The organism is Streptomyces sp. NBC_01390, from assembly GCF_045040105.1.
Taxonomy (GTDB): domain Bacteria; phylum Actinomycetota; class Actinomycetes; order Streptomycetales; family Streptomycetaceae; genus Streptomyces.
Genome location: NZ_CP109551.1, coordinates 10,538,902 through 10,562,108, shown reverse-complemented (window position 1 = coordinate 10,562,108; position 23,207 = coordinate 10,538,902). Strand labels below are relative to the sequence as shown.

General features: G+C 70.7%; 21 protein-coding genes. 14 read left to right on the top strand and 7 right to left on the bottom strand.

Annotation, left to right across the window (positions count from 1 at the left end; all coding sequences use genetic code 11):
* Window positions 1-309 precede the first annotated feature (309 nt).
* From OG241_RS47090 to OG241_RS47080, 3 genes are all read left to right on the top strand, one after another.
* Window positions 310-534, top strand: a complete 225-nt coding sequence (locus tag OG241_RS47090; RefSeq protein ID WP_405824933.1) for a hypothetical protein — start codon at window positions 310-312, stop codon at window positions 532-534.
* A 174-nt stretch (window positions 535-708) separates the two neighbouring features.
* Complete coding sequence (locus OG241_RS47085; protein ID WP_405824931.1) at window positions 709-2,196, top strand: SPFH domain-containing protein; 1,488 nt, start codon at window positions 709-711, stop codon at window positions 2,194-2,196.
* Between the two features lie 73 nt (window positions 2,197-2,269).
* Complete coding sequence (locus tag OG241_RS47080) at window positions 2,270-2,716, top strand: type II toxin-antitoxin system PemK/MazF family toxin (RefSeq protein ID WP_405824930.1); 447 nt, start codon at window positions 2,270-2,272, stop codon at window positions 2,714-2,716.
* A 229-nt stretch (window positions 2,717-2,945) separates the two neighbouring features.
* Here the strand turns inward: OG241_RS47080 and OG241_RS47075 are convergent, their stop codons facing one another.
* Complete coding sequence (locus OG241_RS47075) at window positions 2,946-3,755, bottom strand: TIGR02452 family protein (RefSeq protein ID WP_405824928.1); 810 nt, start codon at window positions 3,753-3,755, stop codon at window positions 2,946-2,948.
* A gap of 279 nt (window positions 3,756-4,034) precedes the next feature.
* Here OG241_RS47075 and egtA point away from each other — a divergent pair, with 279 nt between their 5' ends.
* Genes egtA through egtD form a run of 4 tightly spaced genes read left to right on the top strand, consistent with a single transcriptional unit; the run spans window position 4,035 to window position 8,432 of the window.
* Window positions 4,035-5,351 carry an ergothioneine biosynthesis glutamate--cysteine ligase EgtA gene (egtA, locus tag OG241_RS47070; RefSeq protein ID WP_405824926.1) on the top strand — a complete coding sequence of 439 codons (1,317 nt, stop codon included), beginning with the start codon at window positions 4,035-4,037 and terminating at the stop codon, window positions 5,349-5,351.
* The gene (egtB, locus tag OG241_RS47065) at window positions 5,348-6,670 is read left to right on the top strand and encodes an ergothioneine biosynthesis protein EgtB (protein WP_405824925.1); all 1,323 of its coding nucleotides are present in this window, start codon (window positions 5,348-5,350) and stop codon (window positions 6,668-6,670) included. The genes egtA and egtB overlap by 4 nt, the downstream gene beginning before the upstream one ends.
* On the top strand, window positions 6,670-7,455 hold the full coding sequence (gene egtC / locus OG241_RS47060) for an ergothioneine biosynthesis protein EgtC (protein WP_405824923.1): 786 nt from the start codon (window positions 6,670-6,672) through the stop codon (window positions 7,453-7,455). The genes egtB and egtC overlap by 1 nt, the downstream gene beginning before the upstream one ends.
* Window positions 7,452-8,432 carry an L-histidine N(alpha)-methyltransferase gene (gene egtD, locus OG241_RS47055; protein ID WP_405824921.1) on the top strand — a complete coding sequence of 327 codons (981 nt, stop codon included), beginning with the start codon at window positions 7,452-7,454 and terminating at the stop codon, window positions 8,430-8,432. The genes egtC and egtD overlap by 4 nt, the downstream gene beginning before the upstream one ends.
* 31 nt (window positions 8,433-8,463) lie before the next feature.
* Here egtD and OG241_RS47050 read toward each other — a convergent pair whose 3' ends face one another.
* Complete coding sequence (locus OG241_RS47050; RefSeq protein ID WP_405824920.1) at window positions 8,464-9,078, bottom strand: TetR/AcrR family transcriptional regulator C-terminal ligand-binding domain-containing protein; 615 nt, start codon at window positions 9,076-9,078, stop codon at window positions 8,464-8,466.
* Complete coding sequence (locus OG241_RS47045; RefSeq protein ID WP_405824919.1) at window positions 9,075-10,664, bottom strand: MFS transporter; 1,590 nt, start codon at window positions 10,662-10,664, stop codon at window positions 9,075-9,077. The genes OG241_RS47050 and OG241_RS47045 overlap by 4 nt, the downstream gene beginning before the upstream one ends.
* 236 nt (window positions 10,665-10,900) lie before the next feature.
* Here OG241_RS47045 and OG241_RS47040 point away from each other — a divergent pair, with 236 nt between their 5' ends.
* The 7 genes from OG241_RS47040 to OG241_RS47010 all read left to right on the top strand — a co-directional run bounded on the left by OG241_RS47040 (window position 10,901) and on the right by OG241_RS47010 (window position 18,962).
* On the top strand, window positions 10,901-12,130 hold the full coding sequence (locus OG241_RS47040; protein WP_405824917.1) for a cytochrome P450: 1,230 nt from the start codon (window positions 10,901-10,903) through the stop codon (window positions 12,128-12,130).
* A gap of 86 nt (window positions 12,131-12,216) precedes the next feature.
* Complete coding sequence (locus OG241_RS47035) at window positions 12,217-12,426, top strand: ferredoxin (protein ID WP_405824915.1); 210 nt, start codon at window positions 12,217-12,219, stop codon at window positions 12,424-12,426.
* 46 nt (window positions 12,427-12,472) lie between these two features.
* Complete coding sequence (locus OG241_RS47030) at window positions 12,473-13,405, top strand: TIGR03619 family F420-dependent LLM class oxidoreductase (RefSeq protein ID WP_405824913.1); 933 nt, start codon at window positions 12,473-12,475, stop codon at window positions 13,403-13,405.
* A 59-nt stretch (window positions 13,406-13,464) separates the two neighbouring features.
* Window positions 13,465-14,295, top strand: coding sequence for an SDR family NAD(P)-dependent oxidoreductase (locus tag OG241_RS47025; protein WP_405824911.1), 831 nt, complete (start codon window positions 13,465-13,467; stop codon window positions 14,293-14,295).
* 211 nt (window positions 14,296-14,506) lie between these two features.
* Window positions 14,507-16,075 carry a class I adenylate-forming enzyme family protein gene (locus OG241_RS47020; protein WP_405824909.1) on the top strand — a complete coding sequence of 523 codons (1,569 nt, stop codon included), beginning with the start codon at window positions 14,507-14,509 and terminating at the stop codon, window positions 16,073-16,075.
* 56 nt (window positions 16,076-16,131) lie between these two features.
* Window positions 16,132-17,361: a 5-aminolevulinate synthase gene (hemA, locus tag OG241_RS47015; protein ID WP_405824907.1), complete on the top strand. Its 1,230-nt coding sequence runs from the start codon at window positions 16,132-16,134 to the stop codon at window positions 17,359-17,361.
* A gap of 65 nt (window positions 17,362-17,426) precedes the next feature.
* A complete protein-coding gene (locus tag OG241_RS47010; RefSeq protein WP_405824906.1) occupies window positions 17,427-18,962 on the top strand; it encodes a long-chain-fatty-acid--CoA ligase in 1,536 nt (511 codons plus the stop codon).
* Window positions 18,963-19,010: 48 nt separating this feature from the next.
* Here the strand turns inward: OG241_RS47010 and OG241_RS47005 are convergent, their stop codons facing one another.
* From OG241_RS47005 to OG241_RS46990, 4 genes are read right to left on the bottom strand one after another with little or no spacing between them, the layout of a single operon-like run.
* Window positions 19,011-19,685, bottom strand: a complete 675-nt coding sequence (locus OG241_RS47005; protein WP_405824904.1) for a response regulator transcription factor — start codon at window positions 19,683-19,685, stop codon at window positions 19,011-19,013.
* A 53-nt stretch (window positions 19,686-19,738) separates the two neighbouring features.
* Window positions 19,739-20,731: an AfsA-related hotdog domain-containing protein gene (locus tag OG241_RS47000; protein WP_405824902.1), complete on the bottom strand. Its 993-nt coding sequence runs from the start codon at window positions 20,729-20,731 to the stop codon at window positions 19,739-19,741.
* 55 nt (window positions 20,732-20,786) lie between these two features.
* Complete coding sequence (locus OG241_RS46995) at window positions 20,787-22,175, bottom strand: NAD(P)/FAD-dependent oxidoreductase (RefSeq protein ID WP_405824901.1); 1,389 nt, start codon at window positions 22,173-22,175, stop codon at window positions 20,787-20,789.
* Window positions 22,176-22,202: 27 nt separating this feature from the next.
* Entirely contained in the window at window positions 22,203-23,207 is a 1,005-nt protein-coding gene (locus tag OG241_RS46990) for a beta-ketoacyl-ACP synthase III (protein WP_405824900.1), read from the bottom strand.

The window sequence follows — 23,207 nt, the reverse complement described above, 5'->3', positions numbered from 1 at the left end:
TACGGGCTCCTTGGTGATCCAACCGACGGCTCTCTACGTTCGACATTGCGAACGCAGTTCGGTAAATCGGTCAGACCGTAAGTCCACGTCGTGTGCGCGTCAATAGTTCGGACGTGCTCCGACCTGTGAACTTCCGGCCCAACACGGCACATTCGACATCTCGCACCGTGCCGCCCGACCGGCTGTCACCGAGCGAAGGTAAACCTGTGCAATCGCTATGGGAAACGCACTGCCGGGGCGCGGGCATGACCGCCGGTCCAGCCGGTCGCCGACTCGACGGCGGCAGATGGGCGCCCCGGCCCTTACCCTGTGGCCATGGACGACGCGCCGATGGTCGGCTTGATGGGGCGGGTGACGGGCACGATCGGGCCGGGGCTGGTGGGCGAGGTCATCGTCCGGGTGCGGGGCGGCGCCGAGCACTTCCTCGCGTATCCCGCCGCGACCCAGGACCGTATCGAGCGCGGGACGGTGGTCATGGTCGTCGAGTACCTGCCGCCGCGCACCGTGTACGTCACCGCCGCCTACGACAGTTGAGCCCGGCGGACGCGCGCCGGTGGAGCCCGTGGAGTCTGTGGGGTCCGTACGTCTGCGGATGATCACGTGTGCGTCAAGCTTGCAACAAGGATTCCTCAGCCGCTGTACCCAGGCCTCGCACAGGAGCACCCTTGCGTCGTTCGGTGCCGAAAGGGCACCAGGCAAAGGGGGCGTATGCCGATGTTCGTCGGCGTCGTTGCGGGGGTCGCGGTAGTTGCCGTCCTCGCACTCATCGGTGTTTTCAAGATGATGTGGCGGGTCGCTGAACCCAACGAGGCACTCATCATCTCCGGTTCGAAACACAGGACCGAAGGCCTTGAGGAAGGCATGGGGTTCCGTATCGTCACCGGGCGGGGCACGCTCGTGCTGCCCGGGATGCAGGCGGTGCGCAAGATCTCGCTCGACCTGAACGAGACCGAGCTGCATGTGGACTGTGTGACCACCCAGGGCATTCCGCTCAAGGTGCGGGGCGTGGTCATCTTCAAGGTGGGCGACGACTTCGTGTCGATCGCCAACGCGGGGCGCCGTTTCCTCGACCAGCAGAAGATGATGGCCGAGCGTGTGCACAACGTGTTCGCCGGTCATCTGCGGTCCATCGTCGGCGGGTTGACCGTCGAGGACATGATCCGCGACCGCGAGAAGCTCACCGGGCAGACCCGGGCCGCGTGCGGCACGGAGATGGAGAAGCTCGGCCTGATCGTCGACTCCCTCCAGATCCACGAGATCGAGGACCCGACCGGGTACATCAAGAACCTCGCCATGCCGCACGCCGCCGCCGTCCAGCGGGACGCGCGGATCGCGCAGGCCGAGGCGAATCGTCTCGCCACCGAGGCCGAGCAGAGGGCCGCGGCTCACATGTCGGAGGCCACCCGGGACAGCGAGATCCTGCAGGCCGGTTACCAGGCCGAGCGCGACAAGGCGGCGGCGAAGGCCCGGCAGGCCGGACCGCTCGCCGACGCCGCCGCCCGGCAGGACGTCGTCATCCAGGAGACGCGCATCGCCGAACTCGACGCCCTGCGCCGGGAACAGCAGCTCCAGGCGGACGTCCGCAAGCCGGCCGACGCGCAGGCCTACGAGACGCGGGCGCGGGCCGAGGCCGAGCGTGACGCGCGTATCTCGGCGGCGCAGGCCAAGGCCAAGGAGACGGAGCTCGCGGCCCTGGCCGAGGCGAACCGGGTCACGACGGCGGCGACCGCCGAGGCCGAGGCGACCAAGGCACGGGGTGTGGCAACCGCCATGGCGACCCGGGCCACGGGTGAGGCCGAGGCCGCCGCGTCCCAGGCCAAGGGACTCGCCGCCGCCGAGGCGACGAAGGCCAAGGGACTCGCGGAGGCGGAGGCCATCAAGGCACGGGCCGCCGCGCTCGCGGAGAACCAGGAAGCGGTGGTCGCCCAGCAACTCGCCGAGAACTGGCCGGAGATCGTCAAGGCCGGTGCGTCCGCGTTCGGCAGCGTCGACAACATGGTGGTGCTCAACGGCGCCGACGGCATGGCGGAGATGCTCGCCAAGGCGCTCACCATGGGCGGTACGGGACTGGGCCTGGCGCGGCAGCTGCTCGCGTCCATGAACCAGAACGGGCAGCCGGCGAACGGGACTTCGGCGCTGAACGGGCTGGCGGCGCCGACGGTTCAGAAGGTGCCGGTGGAGAAGAACGAGGGCTGATGCGGTGAGGGCCGTGCGGTGAGGTGCGGGGCGCTGCCGGGTGGGGTGGTGCGCAGGCTCTAACGTGGGCCTCGTGACCGACCTTTCCCATGACGAAGTCCCGGGCCGCTACGGCCCTTCCGCCACCACCGAGGCCGACCCTCGCGACGTGGGGCGGGTGCGTACGGAGTACTCGCCCGCCCACGACGGCGATCCCGACCCCGGGGAGATCGTGTGGACCTGGGTGCCCTTCGAGGAGAACGACGGGCGGGGAAAGGACCGGCCCGTGCTGGTTGTCGCCCGCGAGACCGCCGGGACGTTCCTCGCCGTGCAGCTGTCCAGCAAGCGGCATGACGGCGATCGGGAGTGGGTCGCGATCGGGAGCGGGCCGTGGGATCGGACCGGGCGTGATTCGTGGGTCGATGTGGACCGGGTGCTGCGGCTGTTCGAGGACGGGATGCGGCGGGAGGCCTGTGCGTTGGATCGGATGCGGTTCAACTCCGTTGTGATGCGGTTGCGGGAGCGGTACGGGTGGAGTTGAGGGGTTCGGTTCTGGGGTGCGTGCGGGCTCGCTGTGGCTGGTCGCGCAGTTCCCCGCGCCCCTAGAAGGTGACGGTTGCGGGAGCGGTACGGGTCGAGTTCAGGAGTTCGGTTCCGGCGTGCGTGCGGGCTCGCTGTGGCTGGTCGCGCAGTTCCCCGCGCCCCTAGAAGGTGACGGTTCCGGGGTGCGGGCGGGTTTGCTGTGGCTGGTCGCGCAGTTCCCCGCGCCCCTAGGGGGTGAACGTACGCTCGAAAGCCGCCTTCGTGGTCGTGGCGCTCGTGCGGTCCAGGATTGCGAAGACGATCTTCTCGAATCTGCCTTCGAAACGGCCGCCCACCAGCAGGTTTCTGAAGGTGGTGGCCACCGTCGCCGGGTCGTTCTGGAAGACTCCGCAGCCCCAGGCACCCAGGACCAGGCGGCGGTAGCCCTCTGTCGCCGCCGTTTCCAGGACCCGTTCCGCGCGGGAGGCCAGGGCCTGGGGGAGGTTCGCCGCCCGATCGGGCGATGTTCGTCGGACGACCCCCGCGTTCGGGGCCGCAGAAGTCAGGAAGCCCGCCTTGTACGGGACGTCCAGGAGGCGGCCCCGGTCGTCGCGGAACACCGGCACCCCGGGTGAGTGGATGACACGGTCCGTGTAGAACGGGTCGCGGTGGGTGCGGTGGTGGTCGTAGAACTCGCGCACCTCCGTCAGGCAGGCGTACAGCGCCGAGGCCCGGCACAGGGCCTCTTCCTGGGCCTGTGCGCCGTTGAGGTATCCGCCGCCCGGGTTGCGGGCCGAGGAGAAGTTCAGGACCGCCACCGGGCCGGGGAGGCGACGGGCGGCCTCCAGGCTGCTCTCGCCGGTGACCTCGAAGGACGTGTCCAGTGGCGCGGCGGCCGGCGGCACGTCCAGTGGGCCCGGGCCGTAGAGGCGCGTGCCCGCTCGGGCGGCCTTGATCGCCACGGCGAGTGACACCTCGCGTCCGTCGGACGCGCGGTAGGAACCGGCCGCGACGATCTCCTCCGTACCACGGGCGAGGTCGCGCAGACGAGCGCTCATGGCGCCACCCCCGTGTGCGCCATGACCGTGCCTGGTGCTCGCTCCCCCGCCGTGCCCATACCGGCATCGTGGGTGATGCTGGACGTGCTGTGCAACAGAGTTTCCCGGGTCGGCGAACAACCTGGAAACACCACGGAAACGGAGATCCGTTGTCCCGAAAGCGCCCATGCGCACCCTTGTGCGATTCGACGCGAGGAGTTTGGGTGGGACGAGTGTTGCCTGGCCGGCCCATCCGAAGCCGGTTCGGGCGACATGAAGGAATCTCAGGAGGATCCCGACATGTCCGATTCGGTAAGTGGCTGTACGAAGCGCCGCACCGCCCTGTCCGAGGCCGAGGTGGAAGCCCTGATCCGGGGCATCTGCTTCAAGACCGGGCCGCCCCGCACCCTCGGGGTCGAGGTGGAATGGCTCGTCCACGAGCTGCGTGACCCGCGGCTCCCCGTGACACCCGCACGGCTCGAAGCGGCCTACGCCGCACTGCGGAACCTGCCTCTCAGGTCGGCGCTCACCGTCGAACCCGGCGGCCAGCTGGAGCTCAGCTCCGCTCCCGCCGACTCCCTGATGGAGTGCATTCAGTCCGTCTCCGCCGATCTGGACGCCGTCCGCGCGGTACTGCGCAAGGACGGTCTCGGCCTCGTCGGCATCGGCCAGGATCCCTGGCACCCGCCCCGCCGTTTCCTGCACGAGCCGCGTTACGACGCCCTGGAGCGGTCCCTCGACCTCACGGGCCCGGCCGGGCGCGCCATGATGTGCACCTCGGCCTCCGTACAGGTGTGCCTGGACGCGGGTCACGAGGAACCTGGCCCGCTGGGGCACGGACGGCGCTGGTGGCTCGCCCACCAGCTCGGCGCGGTCCTGGTGGCCGCCTTCGCCAACTCCCCGATCGCCCGGCGCAGCCCCACCGGCTGGCGTTCCACCCGGCAGGTGCTGTGGGCGGAGATCGGCGCCGGACGGGCCGGCGCGCCCCAGCTGGACGCCGAACCCAGACAGGCGTGGGCCCGCCATGTGCTCGACGCCCCGGTGATGTGCGTACGGCGGGACAGCGGGCCGTGGGACGTCCCGGAGGACGGGCTGACGTTCCGGGAGTGGATCCGGTCCGGGGTGCCCAGACCGCCGACTCAGGAGGATCTCGACTACCACCTGACGACCCTGTTCCCGCCGGTCCGGCCGCGCGGTCACCTCGAACTGCGCATGATCGACGCCCAGCCCGGCGACGACGGCTGGATCGTCCCGCTGGCCGTCACGGCCGCGCTCTTCGACGACCCGGAGGCCGCCGAGGTGGCCTACCGGGCGGTCAAGCCGCTCGCCGAGCGCACCCTGTCCCTCCCGGCCCCGCACAATCCCCTGTGGACCGACGCGGCCCGCTACGGCCTGAGCGATCCCGAGCTGCGGGAAGTCGCTCTCGTCTGCTTCTCGGCCGCACTGGAGGCCCTGCCCCGGCTCGGCGCGAGCGCCGAGGTCGTCGACGCCGTCGACACGTTCCTCAACCGCTTTGTCGTCAAGGGCCGTTGCCCCGCCGACGACCTGCTCGACCGGCTGCCCGGCACGGACCGGCGTGCGCACGGGACCTCGTACGGAAAGGATCTCCGCACATGACCGACCCCGCCCTGGAACCGGCGGTGCTCCGCGAGCGTGCTCTCGCGGCACTCACCACCGCACGGGAGCGGACCGCGCTCCTCACTGCCGTTGACGATCCCGAACTCACCGCGCAGCACTCGCCGTTGATGTCCCCGCTGGTGTGGGACCTCGCGCACATCGGCAACCAGGAGGAGCTGTGGCTGCTGCGCGCGGTCGCCGGCCGGGAGGCGATGCGGCCCGAGATCGACGGCCTGTACGACGCCTTCGAGCACTCGCGCGCCGAACGGCCCACACTGCCGCTGCTGCCGCCCGCCGAGGCCCGTAAGTACGCGGCGGAGGTGCGCGGGCGGGCCCTGGACGTACTGGAGAGCGCCGAGTTCGAAGGTACGGGCGCACAGCTGACCAGGGCCGGGTTCGCCTTCGGGATGATCGCCCAGCACGAACAGCAGCACGACGAGACGATGCTGATCACCCATCAGCTGCGGACGGGGCCTGCGGTTCTCCGGGCCCCCGACCCGGCGCCCGCTCCCCCGTTCAACGGTCCGTCCGAAGTCCTGGTCCCCGGTGGGCCGTTCACGATGGGCACCTCCACCGAGCCGTGGTCCCTGGACAACGAACGGCCCGCGCACCGGCGGGAGGTGGCGCCCTTCTTCATCGACACGACGCCCGTGACGAACGGCGCCTATCAGGCGTTCATCGCGGCCGGCGGCTACGAGGACCAGCGCTGGTGGGCACCGGACGGCTGGGCGCATGTGCGCCAAACCTCGCTGTACGCACCGCAGTTCTGGTTCCGGGACGGCGGGCAGTGGCTGCGGCGGCGGTTCGGGGTCACCGAGGTGGTGCCGCCCGAGGAGCCCGTCGTGCACGTCTGCTGGTACGAGGCGGACGCGTACGCCCGCTGGGCCGGGCGCCGACTGCCCACCGAGCCGGAGTGGGAGAAGGCCGCGCGGCACGACCCGGCGACCGGCCGCTCGACGCGCTACCCGTGGGGCGACGCCGACCCGGGGCCCGAGCACGCCAACCTCGGTCAGCGGCACCTGCGTCCGGCGCCCGCCGGAAGCTATCCGGCCGGGGAATCGCCGCTCGGGATACGGCAGTTGATCGGTGACGTGTGGGAGTGGACGGCCAGCGACTTCGCGCCGTACCCGGGGTTCAGCATGTTTCCGTACAAGGAGTACTCGGAGGTGTTCTTCGGGCCCGAGTACAAGGTGCTGCGCGGCGGTTCGTTCGGCGTGGACGCGGTGGCCTGCCGGGGGACGTTCCGCAACTGGGACTATCCGATCCGGCGGCAGATCTTCTCCGGGTTCCGCACCGCCCGTACCCCGGAGGGTGTCTGATGTGCCGCCAACTGGCCTTTCTGGGGCCCCCGGAGGCGATCGGCGGTGTGGTGGTGGACCCGCCGCACGGGCTGTACCGGCAGTCGTGGGCGCCCCGGCGCCAGCGGCACGGGACGGTCAACGCCGATGGTTTCGGGGTCGGCTGGTACGCCGAGGGTGATCCGGTGCCGGCCCGCTACCGGCGCGCCGGGCCCGTCTGGGCGGACCCGTCCTTCGCCGACCTCGCCCGGGTCGTACGGACCACGGCGCTGCTCGCCGCCGTACGGGACGCGACGCTGGCCGGAGCCGACGGTGAGGCCGCCGCGGCGCCCTTCGCGGCCGGCGCCTGGCTGTTCGGCCACAACGGGGCGGTCAAGGGGTGGCCGGGCTCCCTGGCGCCCCTCGTACAGGCCCTGCCCGGCGAGGAGTTGCTGTCGATGGAGGCACGCACCGACTCGGCGTTCGTCTGGGCCCTGGTGCTGCACCGGCTGCACGCCGGTGACGACGTCGGACAGGCGTTGGCCCGCACCGTCCTGGAGGTCGACGCGGCGGCCCCAGGCTCCCGGCTCAACCTGCTGCTCACCGACGGCGAGACGATCGCGGCGACCACCTGGGGCGACAGCCTCTTCCACCTGACCGGGCCCGGCCCCCGCACGGTGGTGGCCTCGGAGCCGTACGACGACGATCCCCGCTGGCAGGAGGTACCCGACCGCACCCTCGTCATCGCGAGCCGCACCGAGGTACGGCTCACCCCGCTCCAGGACTTGAGCGGCGACCTGGCATCCCTTGAAATGAGGCAGTCATGACCGGCCCCCGCGCCTACGGCTACACCGACACCCTCGACGCCGAGCACTACGCCAAGGCACTGCGCGCCGACATCCGCGGCGGGCTGACCAGCACCCCCAAGTCCACAGCACCCACCTGGTTCTACGACGCCCGGGGCAGCGAACTCTTCGAGGAGATCACCCAGCTCCCGGAATACCCCTTGTGGCGGGCGGAACTGGGGTTGCTGCAGCTCCACGCCCAGGACGTGGCCGCGCTGACCGGAGCGCGCACCATGGTGGAGCTGGGGTCCGGGAGTTCGACGAAATCCAAGCTCATCATCGAGGCGCTGGGGCCCGTCGACCTGCGCTACGTCCCCGTCGACGTCAGTGCGGACGCACTCCATCAGGCAAGCGGGCAACTCGTCCAGGACTATCCCGGCGTCCGGCTGCACGCCCTCCGTGCCGACTTCACGAATGCCCTCGTCCTGCCGGCGATGCCGGAGGAGGGACCACGGCTCATCGCATTTCTCGGCAGCACGCTGGGAAACTTCCGGCGCCCCGGCCGAGGCGCCTTCCTCCGCGGGCTACGGAACCTCCTGCGCCCCGAGGACTACCTTCTCCTCGGCGCCGACCTGGTCAAGCCGGAGCACGAAATGACCGCCGCCTACGACGACGGTCAAGGCGTCACCGCCGAGTTCAACAAGAACCTGCTGCACGTCCTGAACCGTGAACTGGACGCCGACTTCGACCCCGACACCTTCGATCACGTAGCGGTGTGGAACAGCGCGGAGAGTCATATCGAGATGAGGCTGCGCAGTCGGGTCGAGCAGCTCGTCAAGGTCCGGGGACTCGACCTGGCGGTGAGTTTCGGGCGCGGAGAGGAATGGATCACCGAGCGCAGCGCCAAATTCACCGTGCCCGGACTGGAGGCGGAGATGTCCGACGCGGGTCTGCGCACCCAGCAGCTCTGGGCCGACCCGAGCGCCGGCTTCACGCTCACTCTCGCCAAAGCCGTCTGAAAGTGAGCGTGAAGGCCGCCACGTAGGGGCCTCAGCCCTTCGGCCGGACTCCCTGGAGGAACGCGTCGACGACCCGTTCGGCCAGATTTTCCTCCAGCAGCGAGTTCGGCCGCAGGGTCGCCCGGCTGAGGACCGGGCTGACCACCATGTCGACGAGGAGTTCCAGGTCGTCGCCGTACTCGGGGCGGATCTCGCCGTCGGCCAGCCCGCGTTCCAGAATGCGGGCGAAGGCCTGGCGGCGCGGGACGATGAAGGTGTCCCGGTAGGCCTGCCACAACTGCGGGCTGGTGTGGATCTGCGTCAGCATGTTGCGCATCAGGGCCGACTCGTGCTTCGCCAGGCTGCGCTTCCTCGTCGCCTCGACGGCGTTGACCAGGTCCTCGCGCAGCGAACGGCCGGCCGGTTCCGGCAGCGGGTCCTCGATCGCTTCCAGGACGTCCAGGAGCAGGGCGTCCATGGTGGGCCACCGGCGGTACACGGTGGCCCTGCTGACACCGGTCTCCCGGGCGACGGCCACCATGGACAGGTCGCCGAAGCTGACCCCTTCGATGAGCAGCCGCAGGACCGTGTCGACGACCGCGCGGTCGACGGCCACGTTGCGCGGACGTCCGCGCGGCGCGACCGTCTGACCGGGCGGCTCTGTCACTTGTCCGCACCTACCGTCTGCCGCTCGGCCGGGTCGTCACCGGCCGCTTCCTGCGGCTTGGGCTTCGGCGGCAGAGTGAACATCACGACCACAGCGCCCAGGACGGAGACGACGGCGGCGGTCACGGCCGTGATGTGCATGGCGTGGACGAAGGCGTCGTTCGCGGCCCCGACCAGTTCCTGCCCCCGGGGACCGAGTTTCCCGGCGGCGCTGAGGGTCGCCGAGATCGACTCGCCGGCGGCGTGGCGGGCGGATTCGGGGAGCGCGTCGAAGTGGTCCTGGACCTCGCTGCGGTAGACGGTGGACAGCAGGGAGCCGAGCACGGCGATGCCGATGGCCCCGCCGACCTGGCGGAAGACGTTGTTGATCGCGGAGGCGGCACCGGCCTTCTCCCGCGGCAGCGACGTCATGATCATCACGGTGGCGGGCGGCAGGATGTGTGCGAAAGCTGTACCCATCAAGGCGAAGAGTACCGCCAGGACCCAGATCGGCGTGGACCGGCCCAGCACCAGGAAGCCGGCGAAGGCCACGGCGTTGAGGGCGAGTCCGGCAGTGCAGACGGCACGTGGACCGAAGCGCTCGACGACGTGCCGCGCCCGCGGGGCGAAGTACATCTGCGCGGCGGCCAGCGGCAGGAACAGCAGACCGGTCTCCAGGGCGCTGTAGCCGCGTACCGCCTGGGTGTAGAAGACGACGAAGAACGAGACGCCGAGCAGGGCGAAGGAGACCAGCGAGATCGCGGTCACCGCGCCGGAGAAGCGCCGGTTCTTGAAATAGGAGACGTCGAAGGCCGGATGGTCCGTGCGTCGCTCCCACCAGACGAAGAGGCCGAGGGTCGCCAGTCCGCCCAGCGTGCAGCCCCACGCCTCCGGCTCGCCGAAGTCGCCGAGCTGGCCGCCCTTGATGATGCCGAAGACGAGCAGGACCATGCCGGCGATGGACAGCAGGACGCCGAACGGGTCGAGACGGCCCGCCCGTTCGTCCCTCGAGTCCGGGACGAGCACGAACATGGCGACCACGGCGATGATCACGATCGGCACGTTGACCAGGAAGATGGAACCCCACCAGAAGTGCTCGATCAGCGTGCCGCCGACGATCGGGCCCATGGCGACGGCGAAGCCGACGACGCCTGTCCAGATACCGATCGCCTTGGGCTGCTCCTCGCGCTCGAAGACCTGCGTGAGCAACGCGAGGGTCGCGGGCGGGATGAACGCGCTGCCGAAGCCCATCGCGCCCCGGTAGGCGATGAGTTCACCCGGGGAACTCGCGTAGGCGCACAGGGCGGACGTGACGCCGAACACGAGCATGCCGAAGAGCAGGACTTTCTTGCGGCCGAGCCGGTCACCGAGCACGCCACCGGTGAAGAGCAGCCCCGCGAAGACAAGGGTGTAGGCGTTGACCGCCCATTCGAGCTGGCTCTGGCTCGCGCCCAGGCCGTCCGGCGAGGGCTGGGCCAGGGTCTTCATCGCCACGTTGAGGATCGAGTTGTCCAGCACGGTGACGAGCACGCTGAGCAGCAGGACGGCGAGGATCAACCAGCGACGCCGGTGAATGGTCTCCGGGATGCCGGAGTTCTGTAAGGACATGCGGAGCATCGTAGAGTCATTTTCGATACAGTGCTGCCTTGTATCGCAACGATGACGTAAAGATGCCCCCTGGGTGCGAACCAGCGGTGGAATCCGGCCAACCTCGACCGCGCGACGATCGAGGGTTCCTGGCGGCTGGGCGGCCAGGTAGCTTATCAAGCACTTGATTCAAAGCAGCCGACTGGCAACTGCCTGTCATCAGGTAATGAGTTGACCAAGAAGGGCATGAGGCCCGCATGACGTCCACAGAACGTACGGTCACCGAAGATCCGACACATTCCCCACCGCTCGCCTTCCCGGCGCCGAAGGCCGCCGGCTGTCCCTTCGACCCACCGCCGGCCGTCGATCGCGCGCACGCGAAGGCACCGCTCACCCGGGTCACGCTGTGGGACGACTCCTCCGCCTGGCTGATAACCGGCCATCAGCATGTCCGGGAGGTTCTGGGCGATCCGCGGTTCAGCGCCGAGGCCACCCGCCCGGGGTTCCCCTTCCTCGTGGCCGGCGTCCGGGAGCTGGTCCGCACCATGAAGCCGACCTTCTTCCGGCTGGACGATCCGGAACACGCCCGGCTGCGCCGCATGCTCACACCCGACTTCATGACGAAGAAGGTTCAGGCGATGCGCCCGCACATCGAGCGCCTCACCGAGGACCTGCTCGACCGGATGACCGACGGGCGGACGACGGCCGACCTGGTCTCCGAGTTCGCGCTGCCGCTGCCGTCCGTGGTGATCTGCCTGCTGCTCGGCGTCCCGTACGAGGACCACGAGTTCTTCCAGGAGCGCAGTGCGGCGCTGTTCAGTCTGGAGGCGACGGCCGAGGAGGTCCGGAGGTCGCAGGAGGAGCTGATCGCCTACCTGGCCGAGATCGCCGAGCACAAGAAGCGCGAACCCGACGACAGCATCATCAGCAGCCTGGTCGCCCGCGGCGAGCTGGGTGTGGACGAGATCGCCGCCACGGGCCGGCTCCTGCTGGTGGCCGGCCACGAGACGAGCGCGAACATGATCGCGCTGTCGACGCTCGCTCTGCTGCGCCATCCCGAGCAGCTCGAACGGCTGCGCAGGGATCCCTCGCTGACCATGGGCGCGGTAGAGGAGCTGCTGCGCCATCTGACGATCGTCCACAACGGCATCCCCCGGGTCGCCGCCGAGGACGTCACCGTCGGCGGACACACCATCCGGGCCGGCGAGGGCGTGCTGTGCATGGTGAACACCGCCAACCGGGACGAGGAGGTCTTCCCCGGGGGCGCCACGCTCGACATCGGCCGCAACGCACGCCGCCACCTCGCCTTCGGTTTCGGCGTGCACCAGTGTCTCGGGCAGGGTCTCGCCCGGCTGGAGATCGAGATCGCCCTGAACGCACTGCTGCGCAGGCTGCCCGACCTGCGCCTCGCGATCCCTTTCGAGGACGTCGCCTTCCGCCACGACATGGCGATCTACGGACTCGGCTCACTGCCGGTCGCCTGGTGACCGGGCAGGCACCGACGGGCCGGTCCGTCCACGACACCACCATCCGCACCGGCCGCCCGGCGGCCGGACCCGCTCCGGGAGGCACCATGCGCGTACGCGTTGACCAGGACAAGTGCTGTGGAGCCGGCAGCTGTGTGCTGAGCGCGCCGGAGGTCTTCGACCAGGACGACGAGGACGGCCTGGTCCTTCTCCTCGACCCCCATCCCCCGGCGGACCTGCACGAGGCCGTCCGCGAGGCCGCCGCAGTCTGCCCCGCCGAGGTGATCGTCCTCGACCAGACGGAGCGTCCGGCCTGAGGGCGCCCGCCCGCGCCGGTTCCCACGCACACGAAGGAGTGCCCGTATGACGATCAAGATCGGTCTCGGCCTGCCCCAGCTGAAGCAGTACGACGTCGGCCGCGATGTGGCGACGGTCGCACGGGCCGCCGAGGACATCGGCTACGACAGCCTGTGGGTCTTCGAGGTCCTCATGTACCCGACGCCCATGACCCAGGGGTTCCACGGTGTGCCCGGACTGCCCTGGCCCGACTACTTCCGCAGTGTCGCGGACCCGCTGGTCACCCTCAGCCTCGCGGCCGGCGCCACCGACAGAGCCCGGCTCGGCACCGGGGTGCTGGTGGCCCCGTTGCACCTGCCCTACCAGCTGGCACGCTCGCTGGCGTCTCTGGACGCCGCCAGCGGCGGACGGCTCGTCGCGGGATTCGGCACGGGCTGGTCGACCGACCAGACCGCGGCGCTGCCCGTCGCGCCGTTCGAGAAACGCGGTGCGGTGCTGGACGAACTGCTGGACGTGTGCGCGGCCGTGTGGGGACCCAACCCCGTCTCGTACCAGGGTGAGATCACCATGATCGCGCCGTGCGAGGTGGCCCCCAAGCCCGTCGGGCCCATACCGATCTACCTGCCCGCGCTCAGCAACCGGTCGAAGCGGAGGCTGGTGGACCGGGCGGACGGCTGGATGCCGGTGGCGAGTGGGGTCCGGACGCTGGCCGAGGAACAGAAGAAGATCATGGATCTGGCGACCGAGCGAGGACGGGAGCGGCCGCTGGGGCTGATCGTGCGTGTCACCACGACCTGGACCCCCGAACCGGTCGAGGGCAAGGACCGCCGTCTCTTCCACGGCAGCGTCGCGCAGATCACGGAGGACATCGCGGCCCACGCCGAGATACCGGGCATCGACGAGTTCGTCGTCGAACTCCAGGTGACGACGCGCGACGCCGCCGAACTCGTCGACGTCGCGGCCGAGACGTACGCGTCGCTCCGCGCGGCGGGCATCTGACCCACCGCCGGCCCAGCCTGCGAGCACCAGCACCAGCACCCCAGCCATCAGAAGGCAGCATGCTTCCCGTCGATCAGCAGACCGTACTCATCACCGGCGCGACCTCCGGCCTCGGCCGCGGCCTCGCCCAGGAACTCGCCGGGCAGGGCGCCACCCTCGTCCTGCACGGCCGCAGCAAGGAGAAGGGCGAGGAGCTGCTCGCCGAACTGCGCGAGACCACCGGCAACGACAGACTCACCTATCTGCTCGCCGATTTCGCCCGGCTGTCCGACGTGCACCGGCTCGCCGAGGAGGTGTCCGCCCTCGGCCGGCTCGACTCACTGGTCAACAACGCGGGGATCGGCGTCTTCGGCCGGGAGGAGAGCGCCGACGGCCACGAACTCACCTTCCAGGTCGACTACTTGGCCGGCTACGTCCTCGCGGCGAGGCTGGCCCCGCTGCTCGCCCGGTCGGCCCCCGCGCGCATCGTGAACGTGAGCTCGGCGGGCCAGTCGCCCATCGACTTCGACGACCCGATGCTGACCCGCGGCTACGACGGTATCCAGGCCTACTGCCAGGCCAAACTCGCCCAGATCATGCTGGCCTTCGACCTCGCGGAGGCCCTGGGCAGCCAGGGCGTGACCGCCAACGCGGTCCATCCGGCCCCCTACATGCCGACCAACATGGTGGTGGGCCGGTTCCCCGTGCAGAGCACCATCGCCGACGGGGTGCGCAACACCGTGAGGCTGCTCACCGACCCCGCTCTGGAACAGGTCACGGGCCGCTTCTTCAACCAGAGCACCGATGCCGGGGCCGCGGCCCAGGCCTACGACCCACGGGCCCGGGCCCGGCTGCGCGCCCTCAGCGAAGAGCTGACGGGCGTCCCCTTCCCGGCGGGTCCCCTCGGTTAGACGGTCCCCTCGGTCGGGGGCGGGTCCCCGTCCCCGACCCTTCGGCGTACCCGATCGGGTACCCCGGTCCGCCCCGGGCGGCCCGTTGTGGCAGGTCGTTCGAGGATTGTCGCTTCCCAGGGGCCAGGACAGGCTAAGGCGAGTCGGTGGAGGGCAGCGCCCTCCCGACGTGCGTTGCGCACGGAACGGTGCGCACGGAATGGAGATGGACATGACGGTTACGGCCAGTACGGAACTCCAGCAACCCGGCGACTGCTACGCCCTCGACATTCTCTCCGCGCTGACCGACACACCGGACCGGGTGGCGGTGCACTGGCGCGGGCGGGAGATACGGGCCGGCGAACTGGCCCGGTCGGTCGCCGACACGGTCCGCACGCTGCGCAGGCGTGGCATCGGCCCGGGCAACACCGTGGGCATCCTGGTGACTCCCAACAGCCCGGAGATGCTCACCGTGCGGTACGCCACCCACCTGCTGGGCGGCGCCGTCACCTACGTACGCGGCACCAACCCCGGCTCCACCGTCCCCGTGCTGTCGACGGACGCCCAACTGCGCATCCTGTTCGACTCGTCGGCCGCCGTGCTGTACACCGACACGGAGAACTCGGGGCGGGCCAAGGAACTGGCGGACCGCGCGCCCGGCCGGTTCGCGGTCGTCGAGGCCGAGGCCCCGATGACGGTCACGGAACCCGGGGACGTCCGGGAGAGCCTGGGCGAACTGCCCGCCCCCGACCCGCGCGGCCGGGCGCTGATCTCCTTCAGCAGCGGGAGCACCGGACAGCCCAAGGGGGTCTGCGTGTCCACGCGGGTCTGGGAGGGCACGGTGCGCGGGACGGCGCCCCTGGTGGGCGAGCCCAGCCCGCGGCTGCTCGTCGCGACGCCGCTCAGCTTCGTCGTCGGCCCCATGGCCGACGCGGTCCTGCGGCTGGGCGGACTCGTCGTCCTGCACGAGCAGTTCGACGCCACGCAGGTCATGCGGGCCGTGGCCGAACACCGGATCACTCGCACGTTCATGGCGACACCCCACCTGTACCAGTCGCTGGAGGTGGTGAAGGCCGAGGGCACCGACCTTTCCTCGCTGCGCGCACTGGTCTACACGGGCGTCGCCGCGGCCCCCGCCCAGCTCGAGGAAGCGGCACGGGTCTTCGGTCCGGTGCTGCTGCAGGCGTACGGCAGTGCCGAGGCGGGCCGCATCAGCATCCTCCTGCCCGAGGACCACGACGTCGCGCGTCTCAGGTCGTCGGCCGGACGCCCGTTCCCCGAGGTCGAGATCAAAATCTGCGACCAGGTCTCGGGCGAGGAACTGCCCCTCGGCGAGACCGGCGAACTGTGGGTGCGCTCGCCGAACCTGATGGACGGATACCTGGCCGACCCGGCGACGACGGCCCGCGTGCTGCGTGACGGCTGGTACCTCACCGGAGACATCGGGCGGGTCGACGAGCAGGGGTACATCTCGCTGGTCGACCGGGTGGCAGATGTGATCAAGACCGACGGCGTCAAGATCTACCCGGCCGTCGTGGAGCGGGAGATCGGGAGCCTGCCGGGCGTGGCGAACGCCGCTGTCTACGGCGTACGGGACTCCCACAACCTGGAGCACGTGCACGCGGCGGTCGTGCCGAAGCCGGGGGCGCGGCTCTCGGCCGACACCATCCGCACCCACGTCGGCGCGAGGCTCTCCCCCGTCCACGCTCCCGAGCGGATCCGCTTCCTGCCGGAACTCCCCCTCGGAGTCTCCGGCAAGCCGGACAAGCAGCGCCTGCGCCTGCTCGACCAGGCCGGCTGATCGCCGGCCCGTGCGACGAACCCCTCAGAGAGCGACCGCAGAGAGCGAGTTACACGATGACCCAGCACCTGGACTTCTTCGCCTCCGAACTGACGGAGCTCGGCGACCACAGGCGTTCCTTCCTGGAGATAGGTCGCCGCGCCGGCCGGTTCCCGAGCGCCTTCGCCCGCACCCCGGACGAGCCGGCCGACCACGAGGTCAGCGTGTGGTGCAGCAACGACTACCTCGGTATGGGGCAGCACCCGTCGGTGCTGGAGGCCATGAAGGGGGCGATCGACGCCTTCGGCGCGGGCTCCGGCGGCTCCCGGAACATCGGCGGCACCAACAGTTACCACGTCCTGCTGGAACAGGAGCTGGCCGCGCTGCACCGCAAGGAGGCGGCGCTGATCTTTCCGTCCGGCTTCACCGCGAACGACGGGGCGCTGAGCGTCCTGGCCGGCCGGATGCCCGGCACCCTGGTCTTCTCCGACCGGCTCAATCACGCGTCGATCATCGACGGCCTTCGGCACAGCGGGGCCGAGAAGGTGATCTTCCGGCACAACGACGCCCAGCACCTGGCGGAACTGCTCGCCGCCGCCGACCCCGACCGGCCCAAGCTGATCGTCATGGAGTCCGTGTACTCCATGAACGGTGACGTGGCTCCCCTGGCGGAGGTCGCCGAACTGGCCGAACGGTACGGCGCGACCACGTTCGTCGACGAGGTGCACGCGGTCGGCATGTACGGGCCCGAGGGCGCCGGCATCGCCGCGCGCGAGGGCCTCGCCGACCGCTTCACCGTCGTGATGGGCACCCTCGCGAAGGGCTTCGGTACCGCGGGCGGCTACATCGCCGGTCCCGCCGTCCTGATCGAGGCTGTCCGCAGCTTCTCACGGTCCTTCATCTTCACCACGTCGATGCCGCCCGCCACCGCCGCGGGCGCCCTGGCCGCGGTGCAGCACCTGCGGTCCAGCGAGACCGAGCGCCGGCGGCTGCGGGAGAACGCGACGCGTCTGCACCGGCTGCTGAACGAGAGGGAGATCCCGTTCCTCTCGGACCAGTCGCACATCGTCTCCGTGCTGGTCCGGGACGATCTGCTGTGCCAGCAGGCCTCCGAACTGCTGCTGCGGCGGCATGGCATCTACGTCCAGGCGATCAACGCGCCGAGCGTGCCCGAGGGACAGGAGATCCTGCGTATCGCGCCCTCGGCGACGCACACCACGGCCGACGTCGAGAAGTTCGCCGAAGCGCTGGACGGCATCTGGGAGGAACTGGCCGTCCCCCGCAACACGCCCGCGCAGACCCACTGACCGAATCCGCCCGGTGTCCCGGACCGCGCCTCCGGGACACCGGGCGTTCGACGAGCGGAGGTCCTATGTCCATGTCCCTGGCAGCGGTGCTCGCCGAGTCCGCGACCCGTCGCCCGCGTCACCCGGCCGTCGTCCACGGCCGAACACGACTGACGTACGAGACCCTGTGGCGGCACGCCCGGCAGTACGCCACCGCGCTGGCCGGCCGGGGTATCCGGCCCGGCGACCGGGTGGCACTGCTGGTCGGCAACGAACCCGCTTTCCCCATGGCCTACTTCGGCGCGCTGGCACTCGGTGCCGCGGTGGTTCCGGTCAACACACTTCTGAAAGCGCACGAGATCGAGTACGTCCTGCGGGACGCCGCGTGCGCCGCCCTGGTCTGCTCCGGACCGTTCCTCGGGCCGGGGCGCGAAGCCGCGGCCCGAGCGGGAGTGCCCCTGCTGACCGTGTCCGCGCCGGAGGAGCCCGGCACGGTGGCGCTGGACGCACTCGCCGGGCAGGCCGAGCCGGCCGACAGCTGGGTGCCGCGCGAGCCCGGCGATCTGGCACTCGTGCTGTACACCTCCGGGACGACCGGCCGCCCCAAGGGGGCGATGCTGACGCATCTCAGCGTCACCCTGAACGTGACCGTGGGCATGCTCTCGCCCTTCGACTTCCACGAGGACGATGTCCTGCTGGGCTGTCTGCCGCTGTTCCACACCTTCGGACAGATCTGCGGCATGGCCACCTGTTTCCGTGCCGGTGCCACGATGGTGCTCATGGACCGCTTCGACGCGGGCCGGGCCCTTCGGACCATGACGGAGCACGGATGCACGGTCCTCATGGGCGTCCCGACGATGTACATCGAGCTCCTGGATGCGGCGGCGACCGATCCCCGAAGGCCACCGCTCGACCGCGCGTTCAGCGGGGGCTCGGCGCTCCCCGTCCCGGTTCTCGAGAAATTCGAGGAGGTGTTCGGCTGCCGGATCTACGAGGGGTACGGGCTGACGGAGACATCGCCCGTGGTCGCGTACAACCAGCGGGCCTGGCCCTGCCGTCCGGGAACGGTGGGCAAGCCGATCTGGGGCGTGCAGGTGGGGATAGCCCGCGCCGAACGGGAGGACGGCATCGAGTTGCTGGGACGGGACGAGGTGGGCGAGATCGTCGTCCGCGGGCACAACGTGATGGCCGGATACCTGGGGCGTCCCGAGGCCACCGCCGAGGTGCTGATGGACGGCTGGTTCAGGTCGGGGGACCTGGGGGTGCTGGACAAGGACGGTTATCTGTCGGTCGTGGACAGGAAGAAGGACATGGTCCTGCGTGGCGGGTACAACGTGTACCCGCGCGAGGTCGAGGACGTCCTGATGCGTCATCCGGCGGTCGCGCAGGTGGCCGTCGTCGGCGTGCCGCACAGCCGGTACGGCGAGGAGGTCTGCGCGGTCGTGCGGCCCCGGCCGGGCTCCCGGCCGGGGCCGGAACTCGGCGCGGAGCTGGTGGCCTGGAGCCGGGAGCGACTCGCCGCGTACAAGTACCCGCGCCGGGTCGAGTTCGTCGACGACTTCCCGCTCGGCCCGAGCGGCAAGATCCTCAAACGGGAACTGACCGCCCGGCTGAGCGGTTGAGACCCGTGGCGGGACAGCCCGCGCGGCACGCCGGGCGGGCCGTCCCGTTCACACCGCGAGCAGTCCGTCGTCCATCGCCCGTACGACCGCCAGCGTGCGGTTGGGGCAGTTCAGCTTCGCCAGCACGTTGCCCATCAGCCGTTTCACCCCGTGCTCGGAGATCAGCAGCCGGTGCGAGACCTGTTTGTTGCTCAGCCCCTCGGCGACCAGCCGCAGCACCTGCAGTTCACGGGGAGTCAGCGCCGGTGCGACGGGCACCCTGGTGGGGGCAGCGCCCGTGGTGCGGCCGGCGAGGGTGACAAGCCGGTGGGCCAGGGAGGACGAGACGTGGAACTTGCCTGCGGTGACGTCGGCGAGCGCGTCCGCGAGGCGACGCGGCTCCAGCTCCACCCAGTCGAGGAGACCCTGCGCCCGGCAGGCCGCGATCCACGGCGCGTCGAGCGCGTCCGGGCCGTCGACCAGGAGGAGCAGCCGCGGTCCCTGTACGCACAGCACGCGCACCGCCTCGCGGACCGTGTCGGCCTCCAGGTCCGCCGAGGCCGCGAGCAGGACGTCGAACCGTCGGCCGTCGTAGGCGTTGACGCTCTCGCCGCCCGGGTCCACGGGCCGGACCGGGGCGCTTCCGGAGAGTGAGTGGATCATGCCTTCGACGGCGTAGCGGTGCAGGGTGTTGCGGATGAGCAGGGCGACGCGGCATCCGGCGTCGTTCGCCTGGCTTCCCACTGGGCGCTCCTTCGGGCTTCTCACACGGTTCGCGGCAAGCGGCCGCGCCGGACTCAGGGGTACGGGGTGAACTCGATGCTGCCCTCGGCGATCTCCGAGCCGAACTGGTGGAGGCCGACGCGTACCGTGACGCGGTCCCCGGAACCGGGCCTCGCCTCCGCCGAGTACGCGAGGGGGGCCTCGAACTCGCCGAAGTCGGAGAAGGTCGTGGACAGTCCGGTCATGGCGGCGGCGGGGGAAGCCAGCAGTCCCGAGCGGGTGGCCTCGATCAGGGCCGCCTGGCGGAACCCCTCGACCATGAAGGGGCCGGGCACGTGGTCGTAGTCGTGGTCGAAGTAGGAGGGGTGGCCGCGGTCGATGACGAGCGGGTAGCGCGCGGGGCCGGCCGGGTGCGGCAGCGGGGCGGGCTCCCCGACGACCACGTTCCGCTCGTCCCGTCGGCCGACCAGCGCGGGATCGACGGCGGCGGCCGGCTGCCACGGCGGGACGTCCGCGAGCGGCTTGCGGGAGCGCTGGAAGGCGCGCAGTGCCTCGTAGTCTCCTCGCGGCAGGAAGACGACGTCGCCACTGATGGTCATCACGGGGACGCCGTCGATCTGGAGTTCGCCCTCGATGGTCATCGTGCCCGACTCGCCGCCGCGCAGCTCCTGACGCCCGGTGCGGTAGCGCAGCAGCCCCTGAAGCGGCGAGCGGCGATCGTCCCGGTAGGGCCGGTGGTCCGAGGTGACCCGGAATTCGAACCGCTGCAGGCTGAACGGCAGGTCGAGGGGGATGCCGAGATGGCGGTGCACGACCACGAAGCAGCCCTGCCGGGCGGCCTCGGCGATCGAGAAGGGGTCGTGGAACGGTGCCGTCCGGTCGCCCCACAGGCTGTGTGCCCGGGGGATCTGCCAGGCAAGCAGGAACTCGTCGTCGGTGACACGGGCGGAGTCCGTGACGAACACCTCGCCGACGGCCCGCCGGTGCGCGACGGCGCGGGGCACCGTCTGATCGAAGGTCAGTTCGGTATGGACGGGTGAGGGCCGGAGGGTCTCGTTCGTGGTCATGGGGTCCTGTTCTCCTGGTCGTTCGGTCTGTGCCGGGCCGGTGGGCGAAGGGGCGTCAAGAAGCCGGAGTGACGGGTCGGCTGCGGGTCGTGGGCCGGACAGCAGGCCGGCCGGTGGCGGCAACCTCTTCGAGGACGGGACGGCGGCCGGCCCAGCGGCGGCGCACCTCGTCGCGCAGGGTGGTGCCCAGCTCCCTGGCGAAAGCCGGCCGCCCACGTTCGGGGCTCGCCATCCGGCGTGCGGTGGCGCCCAGCACGCGGGCCGGGGTCAACAGATCGGAAGGCCCGGCGTGATGGCTGAACAGGTCGAGGAAGCGGCCGATCTCGCCGGCGCCGTACATTCGGGCGACCACCTCGGGCACGACCGACGGCAACGGCCCCACCCGGCCCAGATCGGTGGCGAGCCAGTAGTACTGCGCGTACTGGCGGTCGCGCCAGCGACCGAAGTCCGCTGTCGCCCGGTCGATCGCCGCATCGGATCCGCGCAGCGCCTTGACGAGCGCCGGCGTGAGCCGCTCGGCCTGGGTGAAGGCGTCGCCGATGCCCCGGCCGGCCGCCGGGTCCTTGAAGTGCCCGGAGTCGCCGATGAGCACCCAGCCGGGTCCGGCGGCCTCCCGAAAGTAGCCTTCGAAGCGTGAGATGCCGTAGATCCGGGTGGCGACCTTGGCCTCGGCGAGCACCTCGGCGACCGGCGGGCAGCTCTGGACATGCTCCATGAGGGAGTCGTGCCGGTTGCTGCGGAAGGCCTCCCTCTCGTGCTGCTGCGGGGACACGCCCACGATGTACAAGCCGCTGTCGGCGGGTCCCGCGAAGATGTGGCGGTCGCCCCAGCGGTGGAAGACGAAGGTGGGGGTGACGGCGAGGTCCGCGCCCTCGAAGTAGGTCCAGTAGTACCGGCGTTCGTTGCGGGTCACGTTGTAGCGGCGGGCGCCGCGCAGCTTCGCGACCGTCGAGTCGCGGCCGTCCGCGCCCACCACGAGCCGGGCACGGATCCGCGACTCCACCCCGCCGCGCACGAACCGTACGCCCGACACCCGGCCGTTCTCCTCCAGCAGGCCGGTCACCTTGGTCCCCATCCTCAGGTCGACGCCGGCCGCCACAGCCGCGTCGCTGAGGATCGGGTCGAGTACGCGCCGGCGTACGCAGGCCGCGCCGCCCACGAATCCGGGGAAGGCCGGGAAGTCCGCGACGAACCGGAAGTCACCGAGCCGGGTGTCGGTCCGGGACATGAAGGGGGCGCCGGTCGCCCGGATCCGGTCGAGTACCCCGAGCCGGTCGAGGAAGGTCAGCGCGTCGGCCTGAAGGACGTGCGAGGACAGAACAGGCTTGAGGTACTCCGACTGTTCCAGTACCGCGACCTTCAGACCGCGTCGCGCGAGCAGCGTGGCCAGCGGGGAACCCGCGACCCGTGCGCCGACCACGACCACGTCGAACTGTTCCGCCATGACATCTCCTTGGGGTTCGGGGCGGCCTCACGGCAGCCGGACGACCTGCGCCGCGTGGGCGAGGCCCGCGCCGAAGGCGAGAAGCAGCGCGAGATCACCGCGCCGGGCCCGGTTCTCGGCGCGCAGCCGGTCCAGAGCGAGCGGGACCGAGGCGGCCGAGGTGTTGCCGCTCTCGACGACGTCCCGGGCCACCACCGTGTCCTCGCTCAGGCTCAGGGACCTGGCGAGCGCGTCCACGATCCGCCGGTTGGCCTGGTGCGGGACGAACACGTCGATGTCCGCCATGGTGAGGCCTGCCTGCTTTACGGCCCGCTCGGCGACCTCGGCCATCTCGGAGACGGCCCACCGGTACACCGCCGGGCCCTCCATCCGCAGCGACGGGGCGGGACCGCTCTGTTGGTGACCTGCCGCGGCGGCCACATGGGTCATCCCGATGACGTCCCGCCGGGTGCCGTCCGAGCCCCAGACGACGGGCCCGATGTCCGGTGTGCCGGAGACTCCGACGAGCGCGGCCCCGGCCCCGTCGCCGAAGAGGAAGGCGGTGGAGCGGTCGGCGGGGTCGACGAGGTCCGTCATCCGCTCGGCGCCGATCAGCAGGACGTGGTCGGCGGTGCCCGCCCGGACCAGGGCGTCGGCAAGCGCTGTCCCGTAGCAGAAACCGGAGCACGCGGCGTTCAGGTCCATCGCCGCCGGCCCCGGAAGGCCGAGTCGCGCCGCCACCTCCGTCGCCACCCCGGGGGTGGCCTGCCGGTGCGAGATGGTCGCGACGATGAGGGCGTTCACCTCATCGGGCGCCACACTCGCGTCGGCGAGGGCGGCACGGCCGGCGGCCTCGGCCATGGCTGCGAGGCTCTCGTCGGCGGACGCGTACCGGCGCGAGCGGATGCCGGAGCGGCTGACGATCCACTCGTCGGTGGAGTCGATGGGGCCGCAGATCTCGTCGTTGCCGACAACGCGGGCGGGCCGGTACGAGCCGGTGCCCAGGATGCGGCTGTGCCTGAGGGATTCAGGCGCTTGGCAGGGTACGGACAT

Excerpts from the sequence above, each read along its gene's own strand:
- egtC (WP_405824923.1), top strand. The coding sequence starts at position 6,670 with ATGTGCCGCCAACTGGCCTTTCTGGGGCCCCCGGAGGCGATCGGCGGT.
- egtB (WP_405824925.1), top strand. The coding sequence starts at position 5,348 with ATGACCGACCCCGCCCTGGAACCGGCGGTGCTCCGCGAGCGTGCTCTC.
- OG241_RS47085 (WP_405824931.1), top strand. The coding sequence starts at position 709 with ATGCCGATGTTCGTCGGCGTCGTTGCGGGGGTCGCGGTAGTTGCCGTC.
- egtD (WP_405824921.1), top strand. The coding sequence starts at position 7,452 with ATGACCGGCCCCCGCGCCTACGGCTACACCGACACCCTCGACGCCGAG.
- OG241_RS47035 (WP_405824915.1), top strand. The coding sequence starts at position 12,217 with ATGCGCGTACGCGTTGACCAGGACAAGTGCTGTGGAGCCGGCAGCTGT.
- OG241_RS47010 (WP_405824906.1), top strand. The coding sequence starts at position 17,427 with ATGTCCATGTCCCTGGCAGCGGTGCTCGCCGAGTCCGCGACCCGTCGC.
- OG241_RS47030 (WP_405824913.1), top strand. The coding sequence starts at position 12,473 with ATGACGATCAAGATCGGTCTCGGCCTGCCCCAGCTGAAGCAGTACGAC.
- OG241_RS47040 (WP_405824917.1), top strand. The coding sequence starts at position 10,901 with ATGACGTCCACAGAACGTACGGTCACCGAAGATCCGACACATTCCCCA.
- OG241_RS47000 (WP_405824902.1), bottom strand. The coding sequence starts at position 20,731 with ATGACCACGAACGAGACCCTCCGGCCCTCACCCGTCCATACCGAACTG.
- OG241_RS47025 (WP_405824911.1), top strand. The coding sequence starts at position 13,465 with ATGCTTCCCGTCGATCAGCAGACCGTACTCATCACCGGCGCGACCTCC.
- OG241_RS47020 (WP_405824909.1), top strand. The coding sequence starts at position 14,507 with ATGACGGTTACGGCCAGTACGGAACTCCAGCAACCCGGCGACTGCTAC.
- hemA (WP_405824907.1), top strand. The coding sequence starts at position 16,132 with ATGACCCAGCACCTGGACTTCTTCGCCTCCGAACTGACGGAGCTCGGC.
- OG241_RS47045 (WP_405824919.1), bottom strand. The coding sequence starts at position 10,664 with ATGTCCTTACAGAACTCCGGCATCCCGGAGACCATTCACCGGCGTCGC.
- OG241_RS46995 (WP_405824901.1), bottom strand. The coding sequence starts at position 22,175 with ATGGCGGAACAGTTCGACGTGGTCGTGGTCGGCGCACGGGTCGCGGGT.
- egtA (WP_405824926.1), top strand. The coding sequence starts at position 4,035 with ATGTCCGATTCGGTAAGTGGCTGTACGAAGCGCCGCACCGCCCTGTCC.
- OG241_RS47075 (WP_405824928.1), bottom strand. The coding sequence starts at position 3,755 with ATGAGCGCTCGTCTGCGCGACCTCGCCCGTGGTACGGAGGAGATCGTC.
- OG241_RS46990 (WP_405824900.1), bottom strand. The coding sequence starts at position 23,207 with ATGTCCGTACCCTGCCAAGCGCCTGAATCCCTCAGGCACAGCCGCATC.